Origin of the sequence: Pseudoalteromonas 'SMAR' (genome assembly GCF_048515945.1) — a bacterium.
Classification (GTDB): Bacteria; Pseudomonadota; Gammaproteobacteria; order Enterobacterales; family Alteromonadaceae; genus Pseudoalteromonas.
This window is the reverse complement of sequence record NZ_JBLWMW010000011.1, coordinates 79074-100911: the sequence shown is the minus strand read 5'-3', so window position 1 is coordinate 100911 and position 21838 is coordinate 79074. Positions and strand designations below refer to the sequence as shown.

The 21838-nt window shown below is 44.1% G+C and carries 23 protein-coding genes and 1 pseudogene; 7 read left to right on the top strand and 17 right to left on the bottom strand.

The features are described from left to right. Positions 1-86: 86 nt before the first annotated feature. From ACNKW2_RS07140 to yejK, 6 genes and pseudogenes are all read right to left on the bottom strand, one after another. A complete protein-coding gene (locus ACNKW2_RS07140; RefSeq protein ID WP_419147933.1) occupies positions 87-434 on the bottom strand; it encodes a hypothetical protein in 348 nt (115 codons plus the stop codon). A 49-nt stretch (positions 435-483) separates the two neighbouring features. After that, positions 484-1377: an LAPAL motif-containing putative phage structural protein gene (locus ACNKW2_RS07135; RefSeq protein ID WP_419147932.1), complete on the bottom strand. Its 894-nt coding sequence runs from the start codon at positions 1375-1377 to the stop codon at positions 484-486. Between the two features lie 113 nt (positions 1378-1490). Beyond that, entirely contained in the window at positions 1491-2213 is a 723-nt protein-coding gene (locus tag ACNKW2_RS07130) for a DUF4365 domain-containing protein (RefSeq protein WP_419147931.1), read from the bottom strand. 1249 nt (positions 2214-3462) lie between these two features. Next, positions 3463-3867 (bottom strand): type 2 periplasmic-binding domain-containing protein, encoded by a 405-nt coding sequence (locus ACNKW2_RS07125; RefSeq protein WP_419147930.1) that lies wholly within the window; start codon positions 3865-3867, stop codon positions 3463-3465. 10 nt (positions 3868-3877) lie between these two features. After that, positions 3878-4953: pseudogene (locus ACNKW2_RS07120) on the bottom strand (porin). A gap of 177 nt (positions 4954-5130) precedes the next feature. Then, positions 5131-6144, bottom strand: a complete 1014-nt coding sequence (gene yejK, locus ACNKW2_RS07115) for a nucleoid-associated protein YejK (protein ID WP_419147929.1) — start codon at positions 6142-6144, stop codon at positions 5131-5133. A 66-nt stretch (positions 6145-6210) separates the two neighbouring features. On the opposite strand from yejK, the gene ACNKW2_RS07110 reads away from it, so the two are divergent. The 6 genes from ACNKW2_RS07110 to ACNKW2_RS07085 all read left to right on the top strand — a co-directional run bounded on the left by ACNKW2_RS07110 (position 6211) and on the right by ACNKW2_RS07085 (position 11971). After that, positions 6211-6423 carry a YejL family protein gene (locus ACNKW2_RS07110; protein ID WP_336566070.1) on the top strand — a complete coding sequence of 71 codons (213 nt, stop codon included), beginning with the start codon at positions 6211-6213 and terminating at the stop codon, positions 6421-6423. A gap of 4 nt (positions 6424-6427) precedes the next feature. Beyond that, positions 6428-7930, top strand: coding sequence for a DUF3413 domain-containing protein (locus ACNKW2_RS07105; protein WP_419147928.1), 1503 nt, complete (start codon positions 6428-6430; stop codon positions 7928-7930). 61 nt (positions 7931-7991) lie between these two features. Beyond that, positions 7992-8468, top strand: coding sequence for a DUF4124 domain-containing protein (locus tag ACNKW2_RS07100; RefSeq protein WP_419147927.1), 477 nt, complete (start codon positions 7992-7994; stop codon positions 8466-8468). A 414-nt stretch (positions 8469-8882) separates the two neighbouring features. After that, on the top strand, positions 8883-10625 hold the full coding sequence (aceK, locus tag ACNKW2_RS07095) for a bifunctional isocitrate dehydrogenase kinase/phosphatase (protein WP_419147926.1): 1743 nt from the start codon (positions 8883-8885) through the stop codon (positions 10623-10625). After that, positions 10626-11564: a LysR family transcriptional regulator gene (locus ACNKW2_RS07090; RefSeq protein ID WP_419147925.1), complete on the top strand. Its 939-nt coding sequence runs from the start codon at positions 10626-10628 to the stop codon at positions 11562-11564. A 98-nt stretch (positions 11565-11662) separates the two neighbouring features. Continuing rightward, entirely contained in the window at positions 11663-11971 is a 309-nt protein-coding gene (locus ACNKW2_RS07085; RefSeq protein WP_419147924.1) for a hypothetical protein, read from the top strand. A 92-nt stretch (positions 11972-12063) separates the two neighbouring features. Here ACNKW2_RS07085 and mltG read toward each other — a convergent pair whose 3' ends face one another. From mltG to yceD, 9 genes are all read right to left on the bottom strand, one after another. Then, positions 12064-13044, bottom strand: a complete 981-nt coding sequence (gene mltG / locus ACNKW2_RS07080) for an endolytic transglycosylase MltG (protein ID WP_419147923.1) — start codon at positions 13042-13044, stop codon at positions 12064-12066. Continuing rightward, positions 13041-13820 (bottom strand): aminodeoxychorismate lyase, encoded by a 780-nt coding sequence (gene pabC / locus ACNKW2_RS07075; RefSeq protein WP_419147922.1) that lies wholly within the window; start codon positions 13818-13820, stop codon positions 13041-13043. Before pabC ends, mltG begins: the two co-directional genes overlap by 4 nt. A gap of 84 nt (positions 13821-13904) precedes the next feature. Further along, complete coding sequence (gene fabF / locus ACNKW2_RS07070) at positions 13905-15143, bottom strand: beta-ketoacyl-ACP synthase II (protein ID WP_419147921.1); 1239 nt, start codon at positions 15141-15143, stop codon at positions 13905-13907. An 86-nt stretch (positions 15144-15229) separates the two neighbouring features. After that, positions 15230-15466: an acyl carrier protein gene (gene acpP / locus ACNKW2_RS07065; protein ID WP_005494401.1), complete on the bottom strand. Its 237-nt coding sequence runs from the start codon at positions 15464-15466 to the stop codon at positions 15230-15232. A gap of 254 nt (positions 15467-15720) precedes the next feature. Next, positions 15721-16467 (bottom strand): 3-oxoacyl-ACP reductase FabG, encoded by a 747-nt coding sequence (gene fabG, locus ACNKW2_RS07060; RefSeq protein WP_336566058.1) that lies wholly within the window; start codon positions 16465-16467, stop codon positions 15721-15723. A 13-nt stretch (positions 16468-16480) separates the two neighbouring features. Further along, a complete protein-coding gene (fabD, locus tag ACNKW2_RS07055) occupies positions 16481-17407 on the bottom strand; it encodes an ACP S-malonyltransferase (protein ID WP_419147920.1) in 927 nt (308 codons plus the stop codon). A gap of 52 nt (positions 17408-17459) precedes the next feature. Continuing rightward, entirely contained in the window at positions 17460-18506 is a 1047-nt protein-coding gene (plsX, locus tag ACNKW2_RS07050; RefSeq protein WP_419147919.1) for a phosphate acyltransferase PlsX, read from the bottom strand. Between the two features lie 11 nt (positions 18507-18517). Further along, complete coding sequence (rpmF, locus tag ACNKW2_RS07045) at positions 18518-18688, bottom strand: 50S ribosomal protein L32 (protein WP_036967969.1); 171 nt, start codon at positions 18686-18688, stop codon at positions 18518-18520. Positions 18689-18698: 10 nt separating this feature from the next. Beyond that, on the bottom strand, positions 18699-19223 hold the full coding sequence (gene yceD / locus ACNKW2_RS07040) for a 23S rRNA accumulation protein YceD (protein WP_054554711.1): 525 nt from the start codon (positions 19221-19223) through the stop codon (positions 18699-18701). Between the two features lie 119 nt (positions 19224-19342). Here yceD and ACNKW2_RS07035 point away from each other — a divergent pair, with 119 nt between their 5' ends. Next, positions 19343-19933, top strand: a complete 591-nt coding sequence (locus ACNKW2_RS07035; protein WP_419147918.1) for a Maf family protein — start codon at positions 19343-19345, stop codon at positions 19931-19933. On the opposite strand, the gene ACNKW2_RS07030 is transcribed toward ACNKW2_RS07035, so the two are convergent. Further along, on the bottom strand, positions 19874-20563 hold the full coding sequence (locus ACNKW2_RS07030) for an HAD-IIIA family hydrolase (protein WP_419147917.1): 690 nt from the start codon (positions 20561-20563) through the stop codon (positions 19874-19876). The genes ACNKW2_RS07035 and ACNKW2_RS07030 overlap by 60 nt on opposite strands. A 1-nt stretch (position 20564) precedes the next feature. Beyond that, complete coding sequence (gene rluC / locus ACNKW2_RS07025) at positions 20565-21515, bottom strand: 23S rRNA pseudouridine(955/2504/2580) synthase RluC (RefSeq protein ID WP_419147916.1); 951 nt, start codon at positions 21513-21515, stop codon at positions 20565-20567. Between the last annotated feature and the right edge of the window lie 323 nt (positions 21516-21838).

The following is a 21838-nucleotide window of genomic DNA, read 5'->3' as shown; positions in this document are numbered from 1 at the left end:
TATCATTCCTCTTTTGTGTATTCTAGTGAAATGACACAGATTTCTAAACACTACCCAAAGGGCTGACTGCGCCCTATCCTTATTTGTTATAAGCTATTTGTTGCCACTCTTTGCCCGCAATGAATACAAACAATTGAACCCGAAAACCAACGCAAAACAACTTTATCCCAGCTCCCACTTGATGCTAGATGAGTATTTTTAAAACCTTGAACAGTTAAACACTTATTACAATGTGGGCAACGGTTAAAAAATGCCAAAACAATATGAATTAAAACTGCGCAAATGAATGCCCCAAACAAATAAGCTAAATGAATAGCACTCGCACTAAGTCCAGAAAATAATTTTCCATAGGCCAGAGATACAAAGAAACCTATTACAAGTGCCCACGCTGCAAACACGCTTAACACATCCAGTTTACCAATTATTGATTTCATCACAGAACTTTGAACGCCCTCACGGCCAATCCTTATTTGTTAAATGAATTTATGCATCAATCTCAACTTGAGAGGCTCTTGGTATATGCCGATGCACTGTCTTTACTTCATATTTTGAGTTTGTATATATACCTGTATCTTCATCCCTAACTTGGGAAATCGTTAGTACTGCATCAAGTGAGTCTCCCGGGGCGACCGTGATTTTATGAGCAAAAAAGTCGTCATAGAACTGCTGATCAGATACTGGAGCTGAGATTTTTATGCCTCGCCAGATGAATTCCCATTTTCTTTTTGACCGTTCGAGTATTGCCCTTTTTATTTGAAGCTCTGCCACTTCATTAATTTCTCGTTGCGGTTCCTCAATTTCTAGAGGCGATGTTAGCAATGCAAAATGTTTGCGAAGAATCTCTATATCTGGTGATTTGTCATCGATGTTTCGAGTGAAGCCAAAGCTAGATATATTCTTGTCTTTATCAACAGCCTGTATTGATTTAGAAATACTCTTTCGAAACTTCTCAGACTTTTCGACTTCTTTTTGGGCATCGTAGATCGTTTTAGGTACAACGATAGTCTTATCACCCTGCTCAATTATAACCTGAGTATCATCTATGATTACATTTACATCAGAGTCTGGCGCTAGTGTATGCTGGTAGATAAATGATGTGACAATACCAATAGCTACAGCTTCAACACGATTTGCACTGAAAATATTTTTTAAACCACCGTAAACCGTTTTAACCTTAGCTCTAAAGCTCCCCTCGCCAAACGCCTCTACTAGTATCTCTACTTCATAGCCAGGGTTAATAATTGCATTTGCTTCTTTAATAGCATCACTAAGAGATACCAAAGAAGTCGCAAGTGTGTACGCATTGATTTTTTTGCGTTCACCACCAAAGTGAAGAACTACCTCATCACTATATTCCGCAATATTTACAACTTCCACAGTTGCTCCTCATTAATTTAACGCCCGCATAAGGCGCCCATTACGCGCTTGCTAGTCTTTTCGGCCTTGTACCGGCCCAGCAAGCGTGTAATGGGGCGGCTTTAATGCGATTGTTAGCTGCCTTCAACCATGCTTGTATAGTAATAATTCATATCAATTTTTGTGGTTCTTACCTTGTCTCTGATCCAATTCATCTCTTGCAAAGCAAAGGCACTCACCTTCCAGGGGTAGCGTGCCAAAATAGACTCTAACTCTTTCAGCTTTTCCTCTATCTCACCGCATATAGCTTTATCAACATCAATCCTATCAAAGTCGGAATAATGACCACTCCCTACTGGAAGTTTTCCAACTAAAGACTTTGCCTCACTGAAAAGATCTTGAATATTATTTGTTTCGTTGGGCGATACGAGCTCTTTAAACTTACTCTTTGAATCACTGCTAAAGAGGTTATGGTTTAGGCAAAAGTTTACTTTTTTTGAAGCCCCTGAAGTTGAATATGCTTCAGTAGCAGTAACTTGTTTCCAGTAAATTTTTTCCGTTGATAGATCTACGCAACAAACAATCACAGGAAGGCAGAACTTTTTCCAATATTCGATATGTCTATCATCAACATAAATTGATGTTTTATCTAATGTAGAAATACTATCAACGGCTTTAACTTGAATTTTTATTATGTCGCCTGTGGAGATTCCAGATTCATCAAGTATTTCAACCTCTGCGTCGACGCCTAAATCTTGACCATATAAACGACAAGGCCACCCTAAAACGTGAGTGAATTTGTATGCCAATAGGTATTCCCCTGAATCCCCATTTATTTGCTGCTTATTATATTTCATAGTGAGAACTTCTTAATTTCAGCTAACGCTTTAGTATTCATGCGTACGCAGTAGCATAATCGATTGTTGAACTAGGCTGCGACCTGCACGCCGTATCCGGCTGCTGTGGTTTATGCTGTGGTTTATGCTGTGGTTTATGCTGTGGGGACTTGCTATTGCTGAGTGGCTGTTAATCTGAACCATTTTTGGAATTAAACGTTATAACCTGACTCGCTCCCTGCCTGAACAACGTTATTTATGAGTCCATTAAACCTACTTTTTCACACTTTGGCAAGCTTCTGTGGATCTGCACAGCCGAACTGACTCTACCTCTCACCGCCGATTGGGAGATTTATGAGTCCATTAAACCTACTTTTTCACACTTTGGCAAGCTTCTGTGGATCTGCACAGCCGAACTGACTCTACCTCTCACCGCCGATTGGGAGAGTGGCTTTAATAGCTGATAACCATCATGAATTTGTATTTTACTAATAAGGTAATGTCACCGTAGGAAATAGCGATAGGCGTCATTAATTTTTAGCAATGAAATTATGAGCGGATTAAAACAGCAACCAACAGCAACGCCCCCCTCCCTCATCATACCCTCAAGTCAGCAGCCAATTAACCTATTTCGCGCAGGGAAGCGCGAAAAAGCATGTCAGGGCCAAGGACGGCCCTAACATGCTGGTAACGTTAACATTGGCTGCTGACTTGAGGTTCCCGGTGTGATGTTGGGAGCGCCCTTTCTTTTGCTTACTTTTCTTTGGGCGGCAAAGAAAAGTAAGTCGGCGCCCATGGACGGGCGTCGAAATCCGTCACGAGGACAACGAACAAAATACACAGACGTAAAAGGTGCCGTCATTAATAAATGTTTCAAAGCGCAGCCATTAACTACGTTAAACATTTATTATTTAGCACTATCAAATCGCAAAAATTTTGCCTTGCCAGCATGGATGCAGGTACCTTGGCGATATCAGAAAGCGGGAGCGGTGTTATTGCCAAGATTTACTTGCCTCAAAATCGACCCTTTAATTAACCAAACGGGTATTAGTGTGATGTTGGCAGCGCCCTTTCTTTTAATTACTTTCCTTTGAGCGACATTGAGAAGTCAGTCAGCGCCAACGGACGGGAACAGAACCCCGTCACGAGGACAACAAGCCAACAGAACGAGGTGTTAGAGATGGCTGTACTTTTCCTGTTTTCGTACAGCCACTTATAATTTGAAGGTTTACAAAGGAGCTGGGGCTAAACCGCCCCAACTCAGTATGTGTTAGAAGGACTTCACTACCTTTACACTGCCATCAGCAGCACCCGATGACACAAAGCCAATAAGGTTGGGGTTGCTGGCCACTAACTTTATCACCTCGGCATCATTTTCTGCCTCTTTCGGCGGCGTTCCTTTTCCGGTAAACACTAATTTAGACCAATAGGCCTTTAGCTGGCTCGAAGACTTATTCAGTACCTTTTGATTAAATTCATCAGTGATCGCAGAGCCTTCGACCTGGGTAATAGGCAAGGCTTTTGAGCCATCTGAAAAAGATTTTGACTTACCAATAAATATCTTTCTGATTTCATTCTCATCTAACGCCGAACCATTCGCTGGGTTGACAATAACATCCACGGCCATGGCACTGAATGTGCTGCATAGAAGAGTAAGCATTAATAATTTTTTCATGTCTTGCTCCTTAAAAAACCATGTCTACGCCAATGGTGATGGCTTTACTATCACCGGCCACCGCCAGACCTACAGAATTATCATCAACCTCGTCATACTGGATTTTAAATGCCGCGGCATAGTGAAAGTCCCAGCGTAAACCAATTGACGTGGTTTCGTGGCTTTCGGCATCAACGCCCTCGCCTTCAAAATCAGCATAAGAGACAAAGGGTGTGATGGAGTCGAAGCGGTATCCTAACGTGATCATACTGGTATCAAGATTGCCATCGAGGTCGAGACGATTGAGCTCAGATAAAATGAAAAAGTCACCCCAGTCGGCATTCACCGCCAAGCCATAAAACTTACCATCACGCTCGTCACTGCCATTCCAAAGCACCGGCTCTCCGCCACGATAGCGCTGATTAGTGTATTGCATGTGAGTTAGGCGCACCTCTAACCAGTCGTTACTGGTTTGAATGACTCCCCCGACGATGTCTTTCCATATTTCTCGCGTCGGTTCGCGGAAGAAGAAATCACTGAGCAACTTGTTCTCTTCATCGTCTTCTTTACCGGCATAAATGTTGCCGCTTAATGACCAGTCGCCAATGCTGACACTGTAGAGCAAGTTTACGCCGTTATAGTTGAAGATTTGCCAAGTGTAATTATCGGCAGGCGCCCGCATCCAGACATAGGCATAACCAACATCGTAAAAGTCAGAATAATAAAACAACGGCAGACGTTTTTTACCCGCCTGGAATGTCCAGTTCTCGTTTATGTCGTAGGATAAGTAGGCCCATTCAAACTTGGCATCGAAGTCATTAGCACCGCGGGCAACGATTTGCCCTTAACGCTAAGGCCTTCGGTAAGATCGGAGCTAAACTGCAAGCCCATTAGGGTTTCTGGTTCAAATGAAATGTCCTCATTGTAAACACTGACGATAGGGTAATCAGCCAAAAAGGTTGGCTCATTAATTCCAAATTGTGGCACTCCTGTTCCACTTAACACTTTACCGGCATTAATACTGGCAAATCCTGAAAAGTTAACTTCGGCTTGGCTATAAAAGCTGGCCAAGCAAAGGGTACAACCTAATGCTAATTTCATATTCATCGTTGAATCATCCCAATTGCTTGTTCTACAAGTACTACAGACCAAGTATAGTTAAATTTAAAAAAATGCTATAAAAAATAACTAGAGTGCTAATTGATTTGTATTTTTTGCAATTAAAACTAAAAAAGCAGCCTTTCGGCTGCTTATTATTCGCTATCATGAAAAATTAGCTAGAGGTTAAGGTTCCTCGTTGTAATAGCGTTCAATTTGGTCTTTAAGGTTGGGCGGCACGCCTTTGATTGTCAGGGTATCCGTGGCGGCATCATACACCACTCGCTCACCCAGATGCTTACGCTCAAAGCCAACACTCACACCACCGCCCATGCCTGAAAACTTAACCATGCTAGTAACGGTCTTTTTATCGACGGGGAAGCTTTCTTCTAGTTCGTAACCTTGCTCTTTGTAGAAGTCTTCAAATTTAACCTCGCTGGATTTAGAGAGGGTTTCAGAGAGTGAGCCAATTTCAGCATCATCGCCTGCAGAAATGCAATCATTGCAATAATCAAACACTTCTTTGCGGAGATCGTCCTTTTCTTCCTTTTGATAATCTTGGGCCGCTAAGTAGTCCTCTACCGCATGCAACATGGTTTGCGACTGCTGCTTAGGATCAATGCCTTCTTCACAGCCTAAAAAGTCTAAGAAGAAGTCTGCTACTTTGCGTCCGGCTCGTCCTTTAATAAAGGAAATGTAGCGATTTTCATCGGCTTGCGTGTCCCAGGCATCTAAATCAATTCGTGCCGCCAGTTGCATTTTAGCAATGTCTAAGTGCTTTGCTGCAGAAAGATCTAAGTCCGAGGTAATGGTGTAGTGCTCTTTAATATTAATTAATGCAATTAAGATGAAATTACTGGCAACGTATTGGTAATGGCAAAAAACCAAATACCCCGTTTCATTAAAGGCATACTTATTTAGCTCTTCTTTAAGCACATTGGTGGCTTCTTGGGTCAAGTTCCAAAAGTGTAATTCGTTGTTACGATAGCTTTGCATGGCCGAAGCAACAACACTGCTTTTTTCGCCACTGAAGGCGCAAAAGCCCTTGCCCGGTTTGCCATTGTAAGCATGATGCAGTTGCTCAATAAAAACATTGACGCGATCATTGATTTGCATCTCGTCGTCACGCAGGTGAATTTCGGTATCGTCATCTTGTTTGTCGACATAATGTACAACTAGTTTTTTTACCTCAACGCTCATCTTTGTTTTTCACGCCTCTAATGTTAAAATGTAAAAATTATTGCTTTTAAATTATTGAACCAACTGATGCCTATCCAATCAAAGTATTCCAATGAACAAGTAGAAGAAATTGTTGACCAATTAATCAACGTATTAAGCTCGCAAAATGCACCAGTTGATCTCAGCTTGATGTGTTTAGGTAATTCTATCACGCACATCCTAAAAGAACATGTTCCAGAAGCGAAGCGAGAATCTGTTGCTGAAAATTTTGCCAAAGCGCTCACTCAATCAGTAAAGTAACGGAATGAATCTAACACCGCACAGCCCGTTTTCGTCTAAAGCTAGCCAACTGCTCAGTTGGGGGCACTGGTTTACCTTTGCTAACATCGGGCTGGTTATGCTGATTAGCTTAGTCTACCTGGCCGCCGATAAGGCCCCAAGTACCTTGGTTGGTTGGTTTTACATGCTGATCACCTGGCTAAGTCATACCAGTTTTATCACCTTCTGTGCCTTTGTGTTAACCATTTTCCCGCTTAGTTTGGTCTTTCCTTACCCGCGGCATATACGAGGAATGGCAGCAGTCACTGCCACCACTGGCATTATTATTTTAATGATAGATGCCTTTGTTTATCTGCGTTTGGGGTATCACATTAACCCCGCTTCTTTGTCCGATATTATTACCCTACTTTTGCAAACCATTCTCGGCTCTTCGTGGTTTAATGTTGTCATTGCACTGACGATTATTGTCGCGGTACTGACATTCGAACTTTTAGCTGGCAATTACGCTTGGCGCCATTTGGCTGAGCTGAAGTCGCTGAAATTCCCTCGCTATGCCTCGGGTACCATAGTGACCTGCTTTGCCCTAAGCCACAGCCTGCACATTTGGGCAGATGCCAACGCTTTTTTCGATATCACTAAGCAAGATAACGTGTTGCCGTTATCTTACCCAACCACAGCAAAAACATTACTAGCTCGCCACGACTTGCTCGATTTAGAGCGCTATGAACAAGCGCGCTCGCTGGAGTTAAGTGATAAGCAATCGACCTATCAGCCACCTTTAGTCACAGCGAGCTGCAAGGTTACCGATACACCTGCGGTGACGATTTATTTATTCACTGACGCTAAGCCTTACCAAGCGCTGCTGAATGATATGGCAGAGTCACAACACGCCATTAAACTGGAGTCAGTATTGCGTGCAGGTAACAGCAGTGATGCTGAGTTTAGCCTTATTTACGGCTTACCCAGTTATTACAAAGACTCCATTGTCTTGCAACAACAGGCGCCTATGTGGGCTTTGGTCACGGATATGCTCAGTGCCGAGAACACAAGCTATCCATTTATTGCCAATGATCCAAAGGCACCGATTAAGATTAAAACCGTTGCCGAGTTATCTGCTGCGGATACCAAGCAACCCTTTGTTGCCCTTGATATCAGTGATCATAGCACCACCGTGGTCACCACAACGGCGTTAACGAATATTGCACAATTCAACGAGGTATCTGGATTAGTACAACCCAACGATATCATGTATACCCTGCTCAGTTCCTACTTTGGTTGCCGTGATATTGCCAAACAAAGCATGTTGGCCTCTGACGTAACTACTAGACCCCATGCCGAAGGGGTTAATTTTACTCAGGGTGTATTGGTTGCCTATAAAAAAGATAAGATCACCTTGGTCAATCAAGATGGAAGCTTCAAGCAAATGTCAGCCAAAGAAGGGTTTGTGCTGGATGGTAATTTAGATGTGCCGTTTTTAATCCAAAGCATAAAAACGTTGAAAAAGTATAGCACTCCACCTGAACAGTAAACTTGATGTCAAGGCTATGTCATCTACGCTATATATACGTACTCGTTTTCAAGGATGAAATATGAACAAGCTAACGATTTTTTGCTGCTTTTTCCTCTTAGTTTCAAGCGCAGCCCAGGCTGAAACGACTAAATATTATAAATGCACTACTGAGCGTGGAGTAGTGTATAGCCAGTTTCGCTGTGCAGGTAACGCCACAGAGCATACCATCACCACCACAGATCCAAAAATTCCGGTACCTCGAGAGCAGTTTTATAAAACTCTCAACAACCTAGAAAAGAAACAAATAATCACCAACCTTGAACGTGCCTTACGTGCAAAGCGCCATGAGCATGCCATTCTCAATCGTGATAAAGATCGCGCCATTAAAGAGCAGCAAGATAGCTTAAACAGATTAATGAGCGATAATGAACAGCGGCGCCAAAGTAAAATTGTCCGCTCTAAGGTTAAAGCCATTAACAAGCGTCATCGCAAAGCAATAAAACGCTTAAATAAAGAGATAGCTCGCCTAGAAAAAAAACTCAGTCACTATCAATAACAGTGCCTGAGTAATGGCATCGCTTCCCGAGTTAACGCTTTTACGCCATCGAGTGCAGTCGGCACACGCACGCAGCAAATTATGTTGATTTACTGGCTAGCCTACTGGTACAACCAGGTGACAAATGCAACAATCCTTAGTAAAGTGTTAAAATCAATTCGCTTAATTAAGTGGTTTATTTGGGGCAAGAAAAATTCTGTCGATAACTAGGCGAAATTTTGCTATTTAGTTGTTCTAAATAAAAAATTTTTAACGCAGTTAGCGTCGGGTTTGCTCCCTCAAGTTGAGCAAGTATTAATGCAGATTGGTAGTAGTGTTGATCCACCCCTTGCCGCCATTTCATTTTGTTTTGTATGTACTGTTGGGTCATCAACACTGGCGATGTGATAAAGCAATGACAGTTCGAGGGATAGCATGCAAGCAGAGCAACTGGCCGAACAAATACTCAGTGGATTTCAAAAACACTTTCAGGCTTTTCAAGCGGTAACGAGCAAGGCCCCACAGGCTTTTGCCCAGCAAAACTGGGGCGAAATAGACCGTATAAGTAAAGCTCGAATTATTCAGTATGACAGCAAAGTGGATGAGACGGCACAACAACTTAGTCAGCACCATGGCAGTAGAGAACTGGATAAGCCACTGTGGTATGCAGTAAAGCAAGCCTATTTCGAGCGTTTGTCTTTTCATCCGCAGCCAGAACTGGCCGAAACCTTCTACAATTCAGTATTTTGCCGACTATTTCATCGCAAATACTATAACAGCGACTTTATCTTCGTTGAAACGCAACTGGCCAACGCCACCGCACTCCCAGTAGAAGCGGAATATCGCAGTTACTTTCCCGTTGAACATGGCCTTAAGCCCACCATTAAAAACATCATCGAACAAATCGATTTTCACTGTGAATTTGAAGATCTGGATCGGGATATTAGGCTGTTAGTAAAAGCCTTTTTAAAGCAAGCGCCAAATACCCATCATCGCAGCCATTTGATGCGTTTTGATATTTTAAGAGCCCCATTTTACCGTAATAAGGGGGCGTATATCGTCGGCAGAGTGGTGTCAAAGTCAGGAGTGCAACCCTTTATTATTTCTGTACTGCACGGGCCTGATGGTGGCTTAATGATTGATGCACTACTTACCAACAGCTCACAAATGCGGGTTATTTTTGGTTTTGCGCGCGCTTATTTTTTAGTAACAACTCATGCGCCATCTGCTTTGGTTAAGTTTCTTAATCAACTCATGCCTAATAAAACCAAGGCCGAGCTTTATAATGCCATCGGCTTCCACAAGCAAGGTAAAACGGAGTTTTATCGTGAGTTTTTACATCACCTTGCCACCTCAGATGAACAATTTGAAGTGGCAGCCGGTACCCCTGGTATGGTGATGATGGTGTTTACCTTGCCAAGTTTTCCTTATGTGTTTAAGGTCATTCGTGACAAATTCCCAGAATCAAAACCCTTCAACCGAGACACGGTGCTGTCTCGCTATCAGCTCGTAAAACGTCATGATCGCGTGGGCCGCATGGCAGATACGTTGGAGTACTCCGATGTGGTGATCCCCATAAAGCGCATTGGGGAGCAGCTCTATCAACAGCTACTTAGCTCCATCGCCAACAGCATTCGTGTTGAGGGAGTCAATCTAGTGATCAAACATTTATACATTGAACGCCGCATTACGCCACTGAACTTATTTATCCAGCATGCCGATGATAAGGCCTGTGAAGTGGTGATGAAAGATTACGGCAATGCCTTAAAAGAAATGTTGGCGGTTAATATTTTCCCTGGTGATATGCTACTGAAAAATTTCGGAGTGAGTAAGCATCATCGCGTTATTTTTTATGATTACGATGAAGTTCAATACCTGACCGATATGAGCTTTCGCGCCTTGCCAACAACTCAGGGCCTCGATGACTTTTATAGTGGTGGTGACGTTTCCAGTGCACCGCAAGATGTCTTTCCTGAACAGCTGTGTACATTCGTGCTAACAAACCCTAAACTAAAGGAGCTGTTTCTACGTCACCATGCTGACTTAGCTGAAGTGCATTTTTGGCAACAGGCACAACAATATATAAAGGATAAATTGGTAAAACACATTTACCCTTATCCACAACATAAACGTTTTTTACAGCATGGCAGCAAAAATAATAATACAAAGGAAACCTAAGTGAACATTAGTAAAATCGACTTAAACCTGCTGGTCTATTTAGATACCCTGCTACGAGAGTGCAATGTGACTAAGGCGGCAAACCAACTTAGTATCACCCAGCCTGCCATGAGTAACGGCCTAAAACGACTACGAAACTTGTTTAACGACCCGATTTTAGTTCGCACCAGCGAAGGCATGGTACCCACTGAGCGCGCGCTAGAGTTGCAGCCAGTGATCCGTGGCATTTTAATGACCTTAGAAGAAACCCTTGCCCCAAACCGTGAGTTTGAAGCAGCAGTGAGTAACCGTGTTTTTCGTATCATGGCCAGTGATTATGCTGCCAGTACCCTCGCGCCACGCTTACTCAGTAAGCTTCACGAAGAAGCGCCTGACACCACCTTAGATATATTAACGCCCAGTGATGTTACCTTTCATGATGTAGAAAATGGCAAGGTCGATATGGCCATAAACCGCTTTGAAAACTTACCTCAGTCGTTTCACCACAAGCGAATTTGGAAGGATAGCTTTTGTTGCTTAGTAAAATCGGATAACCCTGTTATTACTAATTTCACTCTTGATGCTTACCTAAAGTCACGCCATATTTGGGTGAGTAAAACGGGCTTTGGCGTTGGTGTCGGAATGGACCCTGCTGATGTGCAAAAGCTTGGTTGGGTCGATGAGGCCCTAGCCCACTTTGGTAAGCATCGTAATATCGCCACCTTCACCCGTAACTACCATGTGGCTATCCACTTGGCCAAAGAGCAAAACCTCATCGCTACCTTGCCATCAAAAGCGGCCAACATTTACCATGCGGATCCAACGCTTACCGTATTAGAGCCACCTTTTCCTATTCCGCCCTTTGAATTAGACATGATCTGGAGCCCGTTATTACACCGCGATGCCAGTCATGTGTGGCTGCGCCAAAAGATTGCTGAAGTAGCAGAAGAGCTGGCCTAAACGTTAGCCACTCTGATCTCATAAAGGGAGTGGTTTTTTCGTGATTTAAGCCATCTTAGTCTATGCTGTTATAAAGCACACTACTTGGCTTAACTCGTATGAAGAAGTTTTCCTATCGCACCACCATAGACCTTAAAGAGAAACTGATCCATGCTGCAGCTTATGGTGATTGTGTCGAAGACGACATTGTTAATATGTATAAAAACCTTGGCAACTACCTAAAAAGCAATGATTTTAAGCATTTGCTAATCGATGTCTCACAGCTCAATATTACCTACGACTACCCAAACGTGCTGACCGTGTTAAAGAAAATTAATGAAGTATTAGACGGTATCGCCATTGCTCGGATCGTTTCTTCGAAAGATGCCAAGAGTGGCCTCATCGAAGCTTTCGCCGAAAAGCATTAACTTAAACTGCGTAACTTTGAAAATCAGCAAGACGCCGTTGCCTGGTTAAGCACCGTAGACGATGAGTAATAACATTCCGAAGTAACACTGAGTTATTGTTGTTGCTGTTTTAAGTAGCGCTGCACGGCACGGTTATGCTCGGCCAAGGTTTTAGAAAACTGATGTCCCCCAGTCCCCGACGCGACGAAATAAAAGTATTCCGTCTGCTGCGGATTCAACGCGGCCTTGATCGCGGCTGTCGAAGGCATGGCGATGGGCGTGGGAGGTAAACCGTCAATTCGATAGGTGTTGTATGGCGTCATCTGACGCAGATCTTTGCGTTTAATGTCGCCGTCAAAAGACTCCCCAATGCCATAAATCACGGTTGGGTCAGTTTGTAGGCGCATGCCTTTTCTAAGACGATTAATAAAGACTGACGCGACTTTGCTGCGCTCACCATCCACCCCTGTTTCTTTTTCAACAATCGACGCTAAAATCAACGCTTCATAAGGAGATTGCAATGGTAGATCAGGTTTTCGCTGTTGCCACTGTTGCGCTAAAACCTGTTGCATTTTTTGGTGCGCTCGCTGCAATAACGCCAATGCCGAGTCATTGCCATGATAATAATAGGTATCGGGATACAGCCAGCCTTCAGCGCTGTCTTGCTGAAGCCCTAGCTGCTCACTAAGGTTATCAATATCATAATTTAAGTAAGGCGCAGCGGCGATTTTTTTGGTCACCGTCCAAATGGCTTCGCCCTCAATGATAGTAAAACTAAAGCGGTGCTGCTGACCGCGACGTATAATTGCTAACGCCTCGAGAACCGGCTTGCCTTTAAGCTGGTAAACACCGGATTGCAATGCAAATTGCTGGGGTGCCAGTTTACTGTATAAATTGTAAGGCAAGCAGCTTTCTATCGCCCCGACCTGTTGCCAGCGTTGACATAAGCGGCGAAAGGTTTCTCCTGCTTTTACCTCAGTGTAGGTTTCATCCAGCAGTAACTTTTCGCTTTGCATCTGCTCCACCACTGATAACAACCACCAGGTTGCGGATGCAATCAGCAAAAGCAACAATACTAGTAATTTTTTTATCATGCCTTCACCTGTAAAAATTGCTGCTGTAACTGCCGAGTCTTGGCGATATCGAACGTCTTTTCTTGCAATCGCTGCACGGGAACCAAAGCCATTAAGCTATTGCAAAGATAGATGGCATCGGCTTGTTTTAGTTCGGCTAAGTTGACGTTCTGACTGTGAATATTGAGTTGACTCGAGAGGTAGTCCAAATACACACCGCGGATGCCACACAGGCTTAAATCAGGGGTATAAATGTTACCTTGTTTGATAAATATAAGGTTGGCCGCCGACGCTTCAATGATATGGTCATTGATATTGGCCACCACCACATCTTCTTCGCTAAATTGCTGAGCATCTTGTTTAACCAGTACCTGCTCTAAGCGGTTTAAGGTTTTTAACCCTGCCAGTAATGGCTGCAAGCCAAGTTTAATATTACTCATCGCCAAACTGATCCCCTGTTGTTGCCAACGCAGGTAATGCTCAGGGTAGTCAAAGGTTTGCAGATTAAATACTGGCGTTGCGCGCTCTGGTGCTTGGTAGCCTCTGCCCCCTACGCCACGAGTAATAAGGATCTTGATAACTCCTTGCGCTATCCCTGCGGTGGCTTCAGCAAGTTGTTGCTCTAGTTGCTGCCATGGCAACGCCGGAAAGCCTAAGCGCTGTTGGCACTCTAACAGCCTGGCCCGATGAAATGGCCAAAGTTGTGCCTTACCATTTTTTATCAACGCCGTAGTGAAGAAACCATCGCCATAACTGAGCCCACGGTCGTTCGCTGGGAATTGGGTTTGCTGCTGCAAGTCATTACTCCATTAACTGAAAAAGCCCGGCAATGCCGAGCTTTATGATAATAACCTAAATATGCATCATTATGCTAAGGCTAACTACACCTTTTTAAACAGCAATGAGCCGTTCGTGCCACCAAAGCCAAACGAATTACAAAGAGTGTAATCAAGCTTGGTATCACGTGCTGTGTGCGGTACATAGTCCAAATCACAGCCTTCGTCTGGGTTATCTAAGTTGATGGTTGGCGTCACTTTTTGCTCTTGTAGAGCCAAAATGGAGATAATTGACTCTACCGAGCCGGCCGCGCCAAGTAAGTGGCCCATCATGGACTTTGAAGAACTCACCATCACTTTATCGGCAGCAGCACCAAACACTGATTTAACCGCTTGTGTCTCAGCCACATCGCCTGCCGAGGTAGATGTCCCATGGGCATTAATGTAACCAACCTGATCGGCATTTACACCGCCATCTTTAAGCGCGTTTTCCATTGCCAACGCCGCACCAGCACCGTCTTCAGGTGGAGAAGTCATATGATAGGCATCGCCACTCATGCCAAAGCCAGATAATTCAGCGTAAATTTTTGCCCCACGCGCTTTAGCGTGCTCATACTCTTCAAGTACGATAACCCCTGCGCCATCAGCCAGCACAAAACCATCACGGTCTTTGTCCCAAGGTCTTGAGGCAGCTTGCGGATCGTCATTACGAGTTGATAACGCTCGCGCAGCACTAAACCCACCCATACCAATTGGCGTAGATGCTTTCTCTGCACCCCCTGCCACCATGGCATCAGCATCACCATAAGCAATCATTCGTGCAGCGTGGCCAATATTATGAAGGCCTGTAGTACATGCGGTGACGATTGAAATATTCGGGCCTCTGAGGCCATGCATAATGGATAAATGACCCGAGATCATGTTGATGATGGTAGAAGGCACGTAAAAAGGAGATAACTTACGTGGGCCACTGTTCAACAACTTAACATGGTTTTCTTCAATCAGTGTTAAGCCACCGATACCAGAACCAATGGCAACACCAACGCGATCCGCGTTTTGCTCAGTGACTTCCAATCCAGAATCATTGAGTGCCTGTACACCAGCTGCGATACCGTATTGAATGAAGACATCCATTTTTTTGGCGTCTTTTTTGGAAATATAATCAGTGACATCGAAGTCATTGATCAAACCAGCAAATTTGGTGCCGAAACCTTCAGTGTCAAAGTGTGTGATATTACGAATGCCACTACGGCCTTCTAATAAGCCCTGCCAGGTAGATGCAACATCATTACCCAGCGGCGTCAACATACCTAAGCCAGTTACTACGACTCGACGTTTAGCCACGGTGTCCTCCAAAAAGGGATTATTATATTGATGGGGGGTCTAGAAATGAATTAGGGCAGCGAGTGCTGCCCTAATGGGATAACTGGTTACTCAGCGTGAGCAGTAACGTAGTCGATAGCTGCCTGAACAGTAGTGATTTTCTCAGCTTCTTCGTCAGGGATCTCAGTATCAAACTCTTCTTCTAGCGCCATTACAAGCTCAACAGTGTCTAGAGAGTCAGCACCAAGGTCATCAACAAATGACGCTTCGTTTTTCACTTCTTCTTCTTTAACACCTAGTTGTTCAACAATGATTTTCTTTACGCGTTCTTGGATGTCGCTCATTCTTCTTTCCTTTATTTAAACGCTACTGCGTTAATTTTCAGATTTTGGCGCAGTTTACGCCGCATCATACTGGGATTCAAGGATTGACCCTCACTTTTTTTTCTGGTCAAACCTGTTACAAACCTATGAATCTTTTTATCGCTTATTTTCAATACGATTTCAAGTACGTTGTCGACAAGATCACAAAAAATTCAATTAATTTGCGTTCTCATCCCCGTTTCGGTGACGACGGGTGTAGCTTGCTACAAAGTAGCTTACACCATGTACATAGCACCATTAACGTGTAATGTTTCGCCCGACACATAGGCCGCAGCGTCCGAGGCTAAATAGATGACTGCCGCCGCAATTTCTTCAGGTTGACCTAAACGCCCTGCTGGGACATTGGCTAAGGTTGCCGCTTTTTGCTCATCCGTTAACTCATCGGTCATATCCGTTTGGATAAAGCCCGGAGCTACAGTATTTACCGTAATACCACGAGATGCAACCTCACGCGCCAAGGATTTTGTAAATCCAATCACACCCGCTTTCGCGGCAGCATAATTAGACTGGCCTGCGTTGCCCATGGTGCCAACCACCGAGCCAATATTGATAATACGGCCCGATTTCTTTTTCATCATAGGACGCAATACGGCTTTAGACAGTCTAAAGACCGAAGACAAGTTGGTATCGATAATGTCGTCCCACTCTTGCTCCTTCATACGCATTAGCAGGTTATCGCGGGTAATACCGGCGTTATTCACTAATACATCAACATCACCAAGATCGGCCTTAATCGCAGCTAATGTCTCAGTGATCGACTCAGGTTCGGTGACGTTCAACGCATATCCTTTACCATTTTCACCTAAATAGTCAGAAATACGTTGTGCACCACTTTCACTGGTTGCCGTACCAGCTACTTTCGCGCCTTGAGCCACCAAAGCGTTAGCAATGGCTTTACCTATACCCCGGCTGGCACCAGTGACTAATACCACTTTGCCTGCTAAAGAAAATAAATTACTCATCTGTTATTCATCCTTATTCTGCTGCTGCAATGGCAGCTAAATCATTGACTGAGCTACAGCTTACGCTGCGGTCGATGCGCTTCACCAAGCCACTGATGACTTTTCCTGGACCAAACTCGAAGCTCGTGGTGATCCCCTCTTTGGCCACGGCTTGGACTGTTTCTGTCCATCTTACTGGGCTGTATAACTGACGTACTAAGGCATCTTTTATCGCTGCCGCATCTTTGCTAATGACCACATCAACATTATTGATCACGGCATATTTCGGCTCATTAAAGCTAATTGCTTCTAGGTCTTGTGCTAACTTTTCCGCCGCTGGCTTCATTAGCGCACAGTGTGAAGGGACACTCACTGCAAGTTCTAAAGCACGTTTAGCACCGGCTTCCTTACACGCTTGCGAGGCACGCGCTACGGCTTCAACGTGACCTGCAATAACAACTTGTCCCGGTGAGTTATAGTTCACTGGAGACACCACATCTCCTTGCGCTGATTCAGCACACACTTTAGCAACAGCCTCGTCATCAAGACCGATGATCGCCGCCATCGACCCCGTGCCTGCTGGCACCGCTTCTTGCATATATAAACCACGTTTTTCTACTAATTTAACTGCATCAGCAAGGTTAAGTACACCGGCACACACTAACGCTGAATATTCCCCTAAGCTGTGTCCAGCTAAGGTTAGTTCAGCATCCACTTGCTTTTCTTGCCACGCTCTGAAGATAGCAACACTGGCGGTTAATAGCGCCGGTTGCGTGCGGAGGGTTAAGTTAAGCTCCTGCTCTGGGCCATTTAATACCAGCTCAGCTAGGTCGTAGCCTAGTGCCTGTGACGCTTCTGCAAAGGTGTTTTTGACAATTTCTGAGGAAGACAATAATTCAGACAGCATACCCACGCTTTGTGAGCCTTGGCCTGGGAAAAATAGTGCAATTTTTTGTGACATAATGTGCTCTTTCTTTTGTGTTCTCGTCACGTCCTCATGTCACCTTGTGATGTTAAGGGGTGGGACCTGACGGTTGTTTTTCTGTTTCAGCTTGTTCAAGCACCGCTTGAATTTTTTCAGGGATCTTACGCTGCACCTCTTGTGCAGCTTCCTCAATGGCAGCTAAAAATGCCTTGTTGGTGGCATTGCCATGGCTTTTTACCACAATACCGCGCAATCCTACCAGACTTGCGCCGTTATACTGGTCGGGGTTCACGCGTTTATACAGTTTTTTTATAACGGGTCGGAGCATAAATGCCAACACTTTATAAAAAAAGTGCTTTTTCAGCGCTTTAGTAAACTTATGCATGATTAGCTTAGCAATCCCTTCACAAGTCTTCAGTGCCACATTCCCAACGAATCCCTCACAAACAATGACATCGGCTTTGCCGGAAAACATATCACTGCCTTCACAATAGCCTTGGTAATTAATAAAAGAAGACGCACGCATCAGTTTAGCGGCTTGCTTGATGCCATCATGGCCCTTGATTTCTTCAGCGCCAATATTCAATAGGCACACTTTCGGAGCATCACAGTGCAGCGCTTCTCCAGCGACTATGGAGCCCATAATGCCAAACTGAAACAAGGTATCAGCATCACAATGGACATTGGCGCCAAGGTCAAGTAAGTATACTGGTTGCTTTTTCTCTGTTGGTACGGCAGAAATAAGGGCGGGACGGCGAATGCCTGGCAGCATTTTAAGTACATAATGGGCCATTAAAAATAGCGCCCCAGTATTACCTGAACTGACACACGCTTGTGCTTGGCCTGACTTCACCAATTCCAACGCAATGCGCATTGAAGATTGTTTTTTATTTCGTAGAGCTTGTGCGGGATCGCAACTGTTGGTCACCACCTCTTTGCAATGAATAATTTGCAACCTAGGATGGTCGAGCATTTTGGCTTTTATGAGTGCTTCTTCTATGACTTGTTGATTGCCACAGAGTAATAGAGTTAGGTGAGGATGCTTTAACACCGCAGCAATGGCTGCTGGGATAGATGAACGGGGGCCGTAATCGCCCCCCATCATATCTAACGCTATGGTTAGATTGGTCAGCATATAGCAATCTCTTAGTTAGAAATTACTTTAACGCCTTTGTAGTAACCGTCAGCAGTTACGTGGTGACGACGGTGAGTCTCACCAGAAACTTGATCTACAGTTAAAGTTGGACCACTGATCGCATCGTGTGAACGGCGCATGCCGCGTCTTGCACGAGACTTTTTGCTTTTTTGTACAGCCATTAGTCTTCTCCTAAGAATCTTTCTTAAGTTGTTTCAAAATATCAAATGGATTTGGTTTGTCATCTTTTGCTGCTAATTTACCAAAGCTAGTAGGCTCTGATGAATAACTGCATGAAGCTTCGTTGTGTGTAGGCACTATTGGAATAGCTAAAATCAGTTCGTCTTCGATTAACTCAAATACGTTGATTTCACCGTTTTCGTCCAGCTCTACTTCATCGTAACCTTCAGGTAGATGATCTGACTCTGCATCCAAACCAATTGGCGAATACACAAAGTCTTGTTCCAAATCCAACCCTAATTCTCCATTACAGCGTTGACAAGTTACAGTTACATGTGTTGATAAGTTACCACTTATTACCACTAAACCTTGCTCGTCAATTTTGCAATGAATCTTTACCGCTATTTCACCTGCTTCCTCCTGCACAACTTGCTCTAAACGAGAAAGTTTTTCAAGCGGGACAATACCGTCATACGTTAAACGATGTTGAGCTGCTTTGCTGGGATGAAGAGTGATGGGAATTTTCACCTTTTGCATAGGGGCTGCATCATATAGATAGTTACTGTGTTAGTCAAAGTAAAAATACACTTTCCCTTTGTTTTTCGCCTTATTGCGCTATATCCTGTCGTCAATGACGTTTGTATAAAAAGGTTTTTATGAACCCGGCCATTATTTTAGCTTCAAGTTCACCATTTAGGCAGTCAATTTTAGAAAAATTACAGCTCCCTTTTAGCAGCTTTGCTCCAGCAATTGACGAAACGCCACAAGCACAAGAGACGCCAGAGCAATTAGTGCGGCGGCTAAGCGAAGAAAAAGCCAAAACGGCACAACAGCACTTTAGTCATGGTCTCGCCATAGGCTCAGATCAGGTGGCGGTTTTTCAACAACAAATACTTGGCAAACCTCACAATAAAGAAAACGCGGTACGCCAGTTGAGTCGCTTTAGCGGCCAGCGTGTCGAGTTTCTTACTGGCTTATGTGTGTATGATATTGCCAGCGGTAAATTCCGCTCGCACGTGGTGCCATTCAGTGTTCACTTTCGAACCTTAACAGCCCAACAAATTGACTATTATTGTGAGGTTGAACAACCCTACCAATGCGCAGGCAGCTTTAAATGTGAGGGACTGGGGATCGCATTATTTGAAAAGTTACAGGGCGACGATCCCAATACCTTAATCGGATTACCCTTAATTCAACTCACAGAGATGTTGCTTGATTTCGGTGTCGATATCCTGAGTCAGCAATAGCTGCGAAAGCTGTTGATAATTATCACAGATGTGTTTCGCGTGGGTATTAGACAATATCTCGCGCGAAGCCACGCCCATGGTGACGCCTATAGCGTCAACCCCGGCTCGCTGAGCCAGCTCCATATCAATCAGAGTGTCTCCTACCATGACCGCCTGCTGAGGTACAAGCTGCAATTGCTGTAAAATTTGTTCGAGCATGTCTGGGTGAGGTTTTGACTGCGCTTCACAGGCCGTTCGCGTTATCACAAAATAGTCTTGCAAACCACTTTCAGCTAATAAACGGTCTAGCCCCACTCGGCTTTTACCCGTGGCCACGGCAATGTGTTTTCCCTGTTGCTTTAACTGTTTTAGCAGCTCAGTCACCCCATTAAACAGTGGCGTTGGAGTAGTATCTACGTGCTTGTAAATGTGTTTGTAGGCAGCCACCAGTTGTTGCAACTTATCTGGGTGATGGGGAAATAACCGCAACATGGCCTTTTCCAATGACAGGCCAATGATGTTTTTAGCTTGTTCGTCCGTCACCCTTTCCAGGCCACAGTCAGTGGCGGCCAAATGAATGGTATTAACAATTTTTGGCACGGAATCCATCACCGTGCCATCCCAGTCAAAAATAATACATTGATAATGCATATTAGCCACGCAACCGAGTTAAGCACGCCTGCAGCGCCTCATCTAATGGCGCCTCAACGTGGTGAGTGGTTTCTGTTTTGGGGTGGATAAAACGCAACTCTTTAGCATGTAAAAATAAGCGGTTTAAGCCTAACTGACGCATTTTGCCATCAAACACCTGGTCGCCATATTTGTCATCACAAGCAATAGGATGGCCTTTACACTGGGTATGGACGCGAATTTGGTGTGTTCTACCGGTTACCGGCGAAGCTTGTACCAAAGAAGCATGTTCAAAACGCTCCACCACACGAAAGCGCGTATGCGAAGGCTTGCCTTGCTCGTGATCCACTCTCACCACCCGCTCTCCAGATTTTAAGGTGTTTTTTCTCAGTGGCTCAGTCACGTTTTTATGCTTGGCACCCCATTGACCTGCAACTAATGCGAGATAGTTTTTCTCCATGGTTTTTTCACGAAGCTGTTCATGCAAGCCTTTTAACACAGCCCGACGTTTAGAAATTAATAAACAGCCCGAGGTGTCTCTATCCAAACGGTGCACCAATTCAAGATTTTGTTCTTGCGGGCGCAGAGCTCTCAGCGCTTCAATCAGGCCATAACTTAAGCCACTGCCACCATGAACCGCCATACCTGCCGGCTTATTTATTACAATCAGATACTTATCTTCATATAATATGGCTTCTTCGAGGTTGGCTACCTTGTCGAGGTTCTTAGGGACAAATTCTGTTTTTTCTGCCACACGAATCGGCGGAATGCGGATCTCATCATTGATTTGCAGCTTATAAACTGGCTTGACCCGCTTTTTATTCACCCGGACTTCGCCTTTACGGAGAATTTTGTATACGGCACTTTTAGGCACACCTTTTAAATGAGTCACTAAGAAGTTATCAATCCGTTGGCCTTCTTGGTCTTCGGATACGCTAACAAAGGTTACTTTTAATGCGGGTTTGTCTGACATTGCCTAATCACTGATTTGAGTAATAATTTAGTTGCTATCACGGCACTATTAATGGGATAATCAAGCCGTTCCTTTTTGCGAGGTGCTTTTTATCGCAAAAACAATGTCGTGATGCACATCTTGGATGGCAGATCATACAGATTAGAGCTAATATTTCCAAAGCTTTTATTATCTCCATTCGAGCTAATACACGAGCGAACAGTCAATACGAAGCGCGTAATATTTCGTTCAATGACTGAACACGACAATAAAATAACCAAAAAGCAATAAATTAAAATTTGTCTGATGCGTTTATCACAGTTGCAGTAATACCCGTGCAAAAG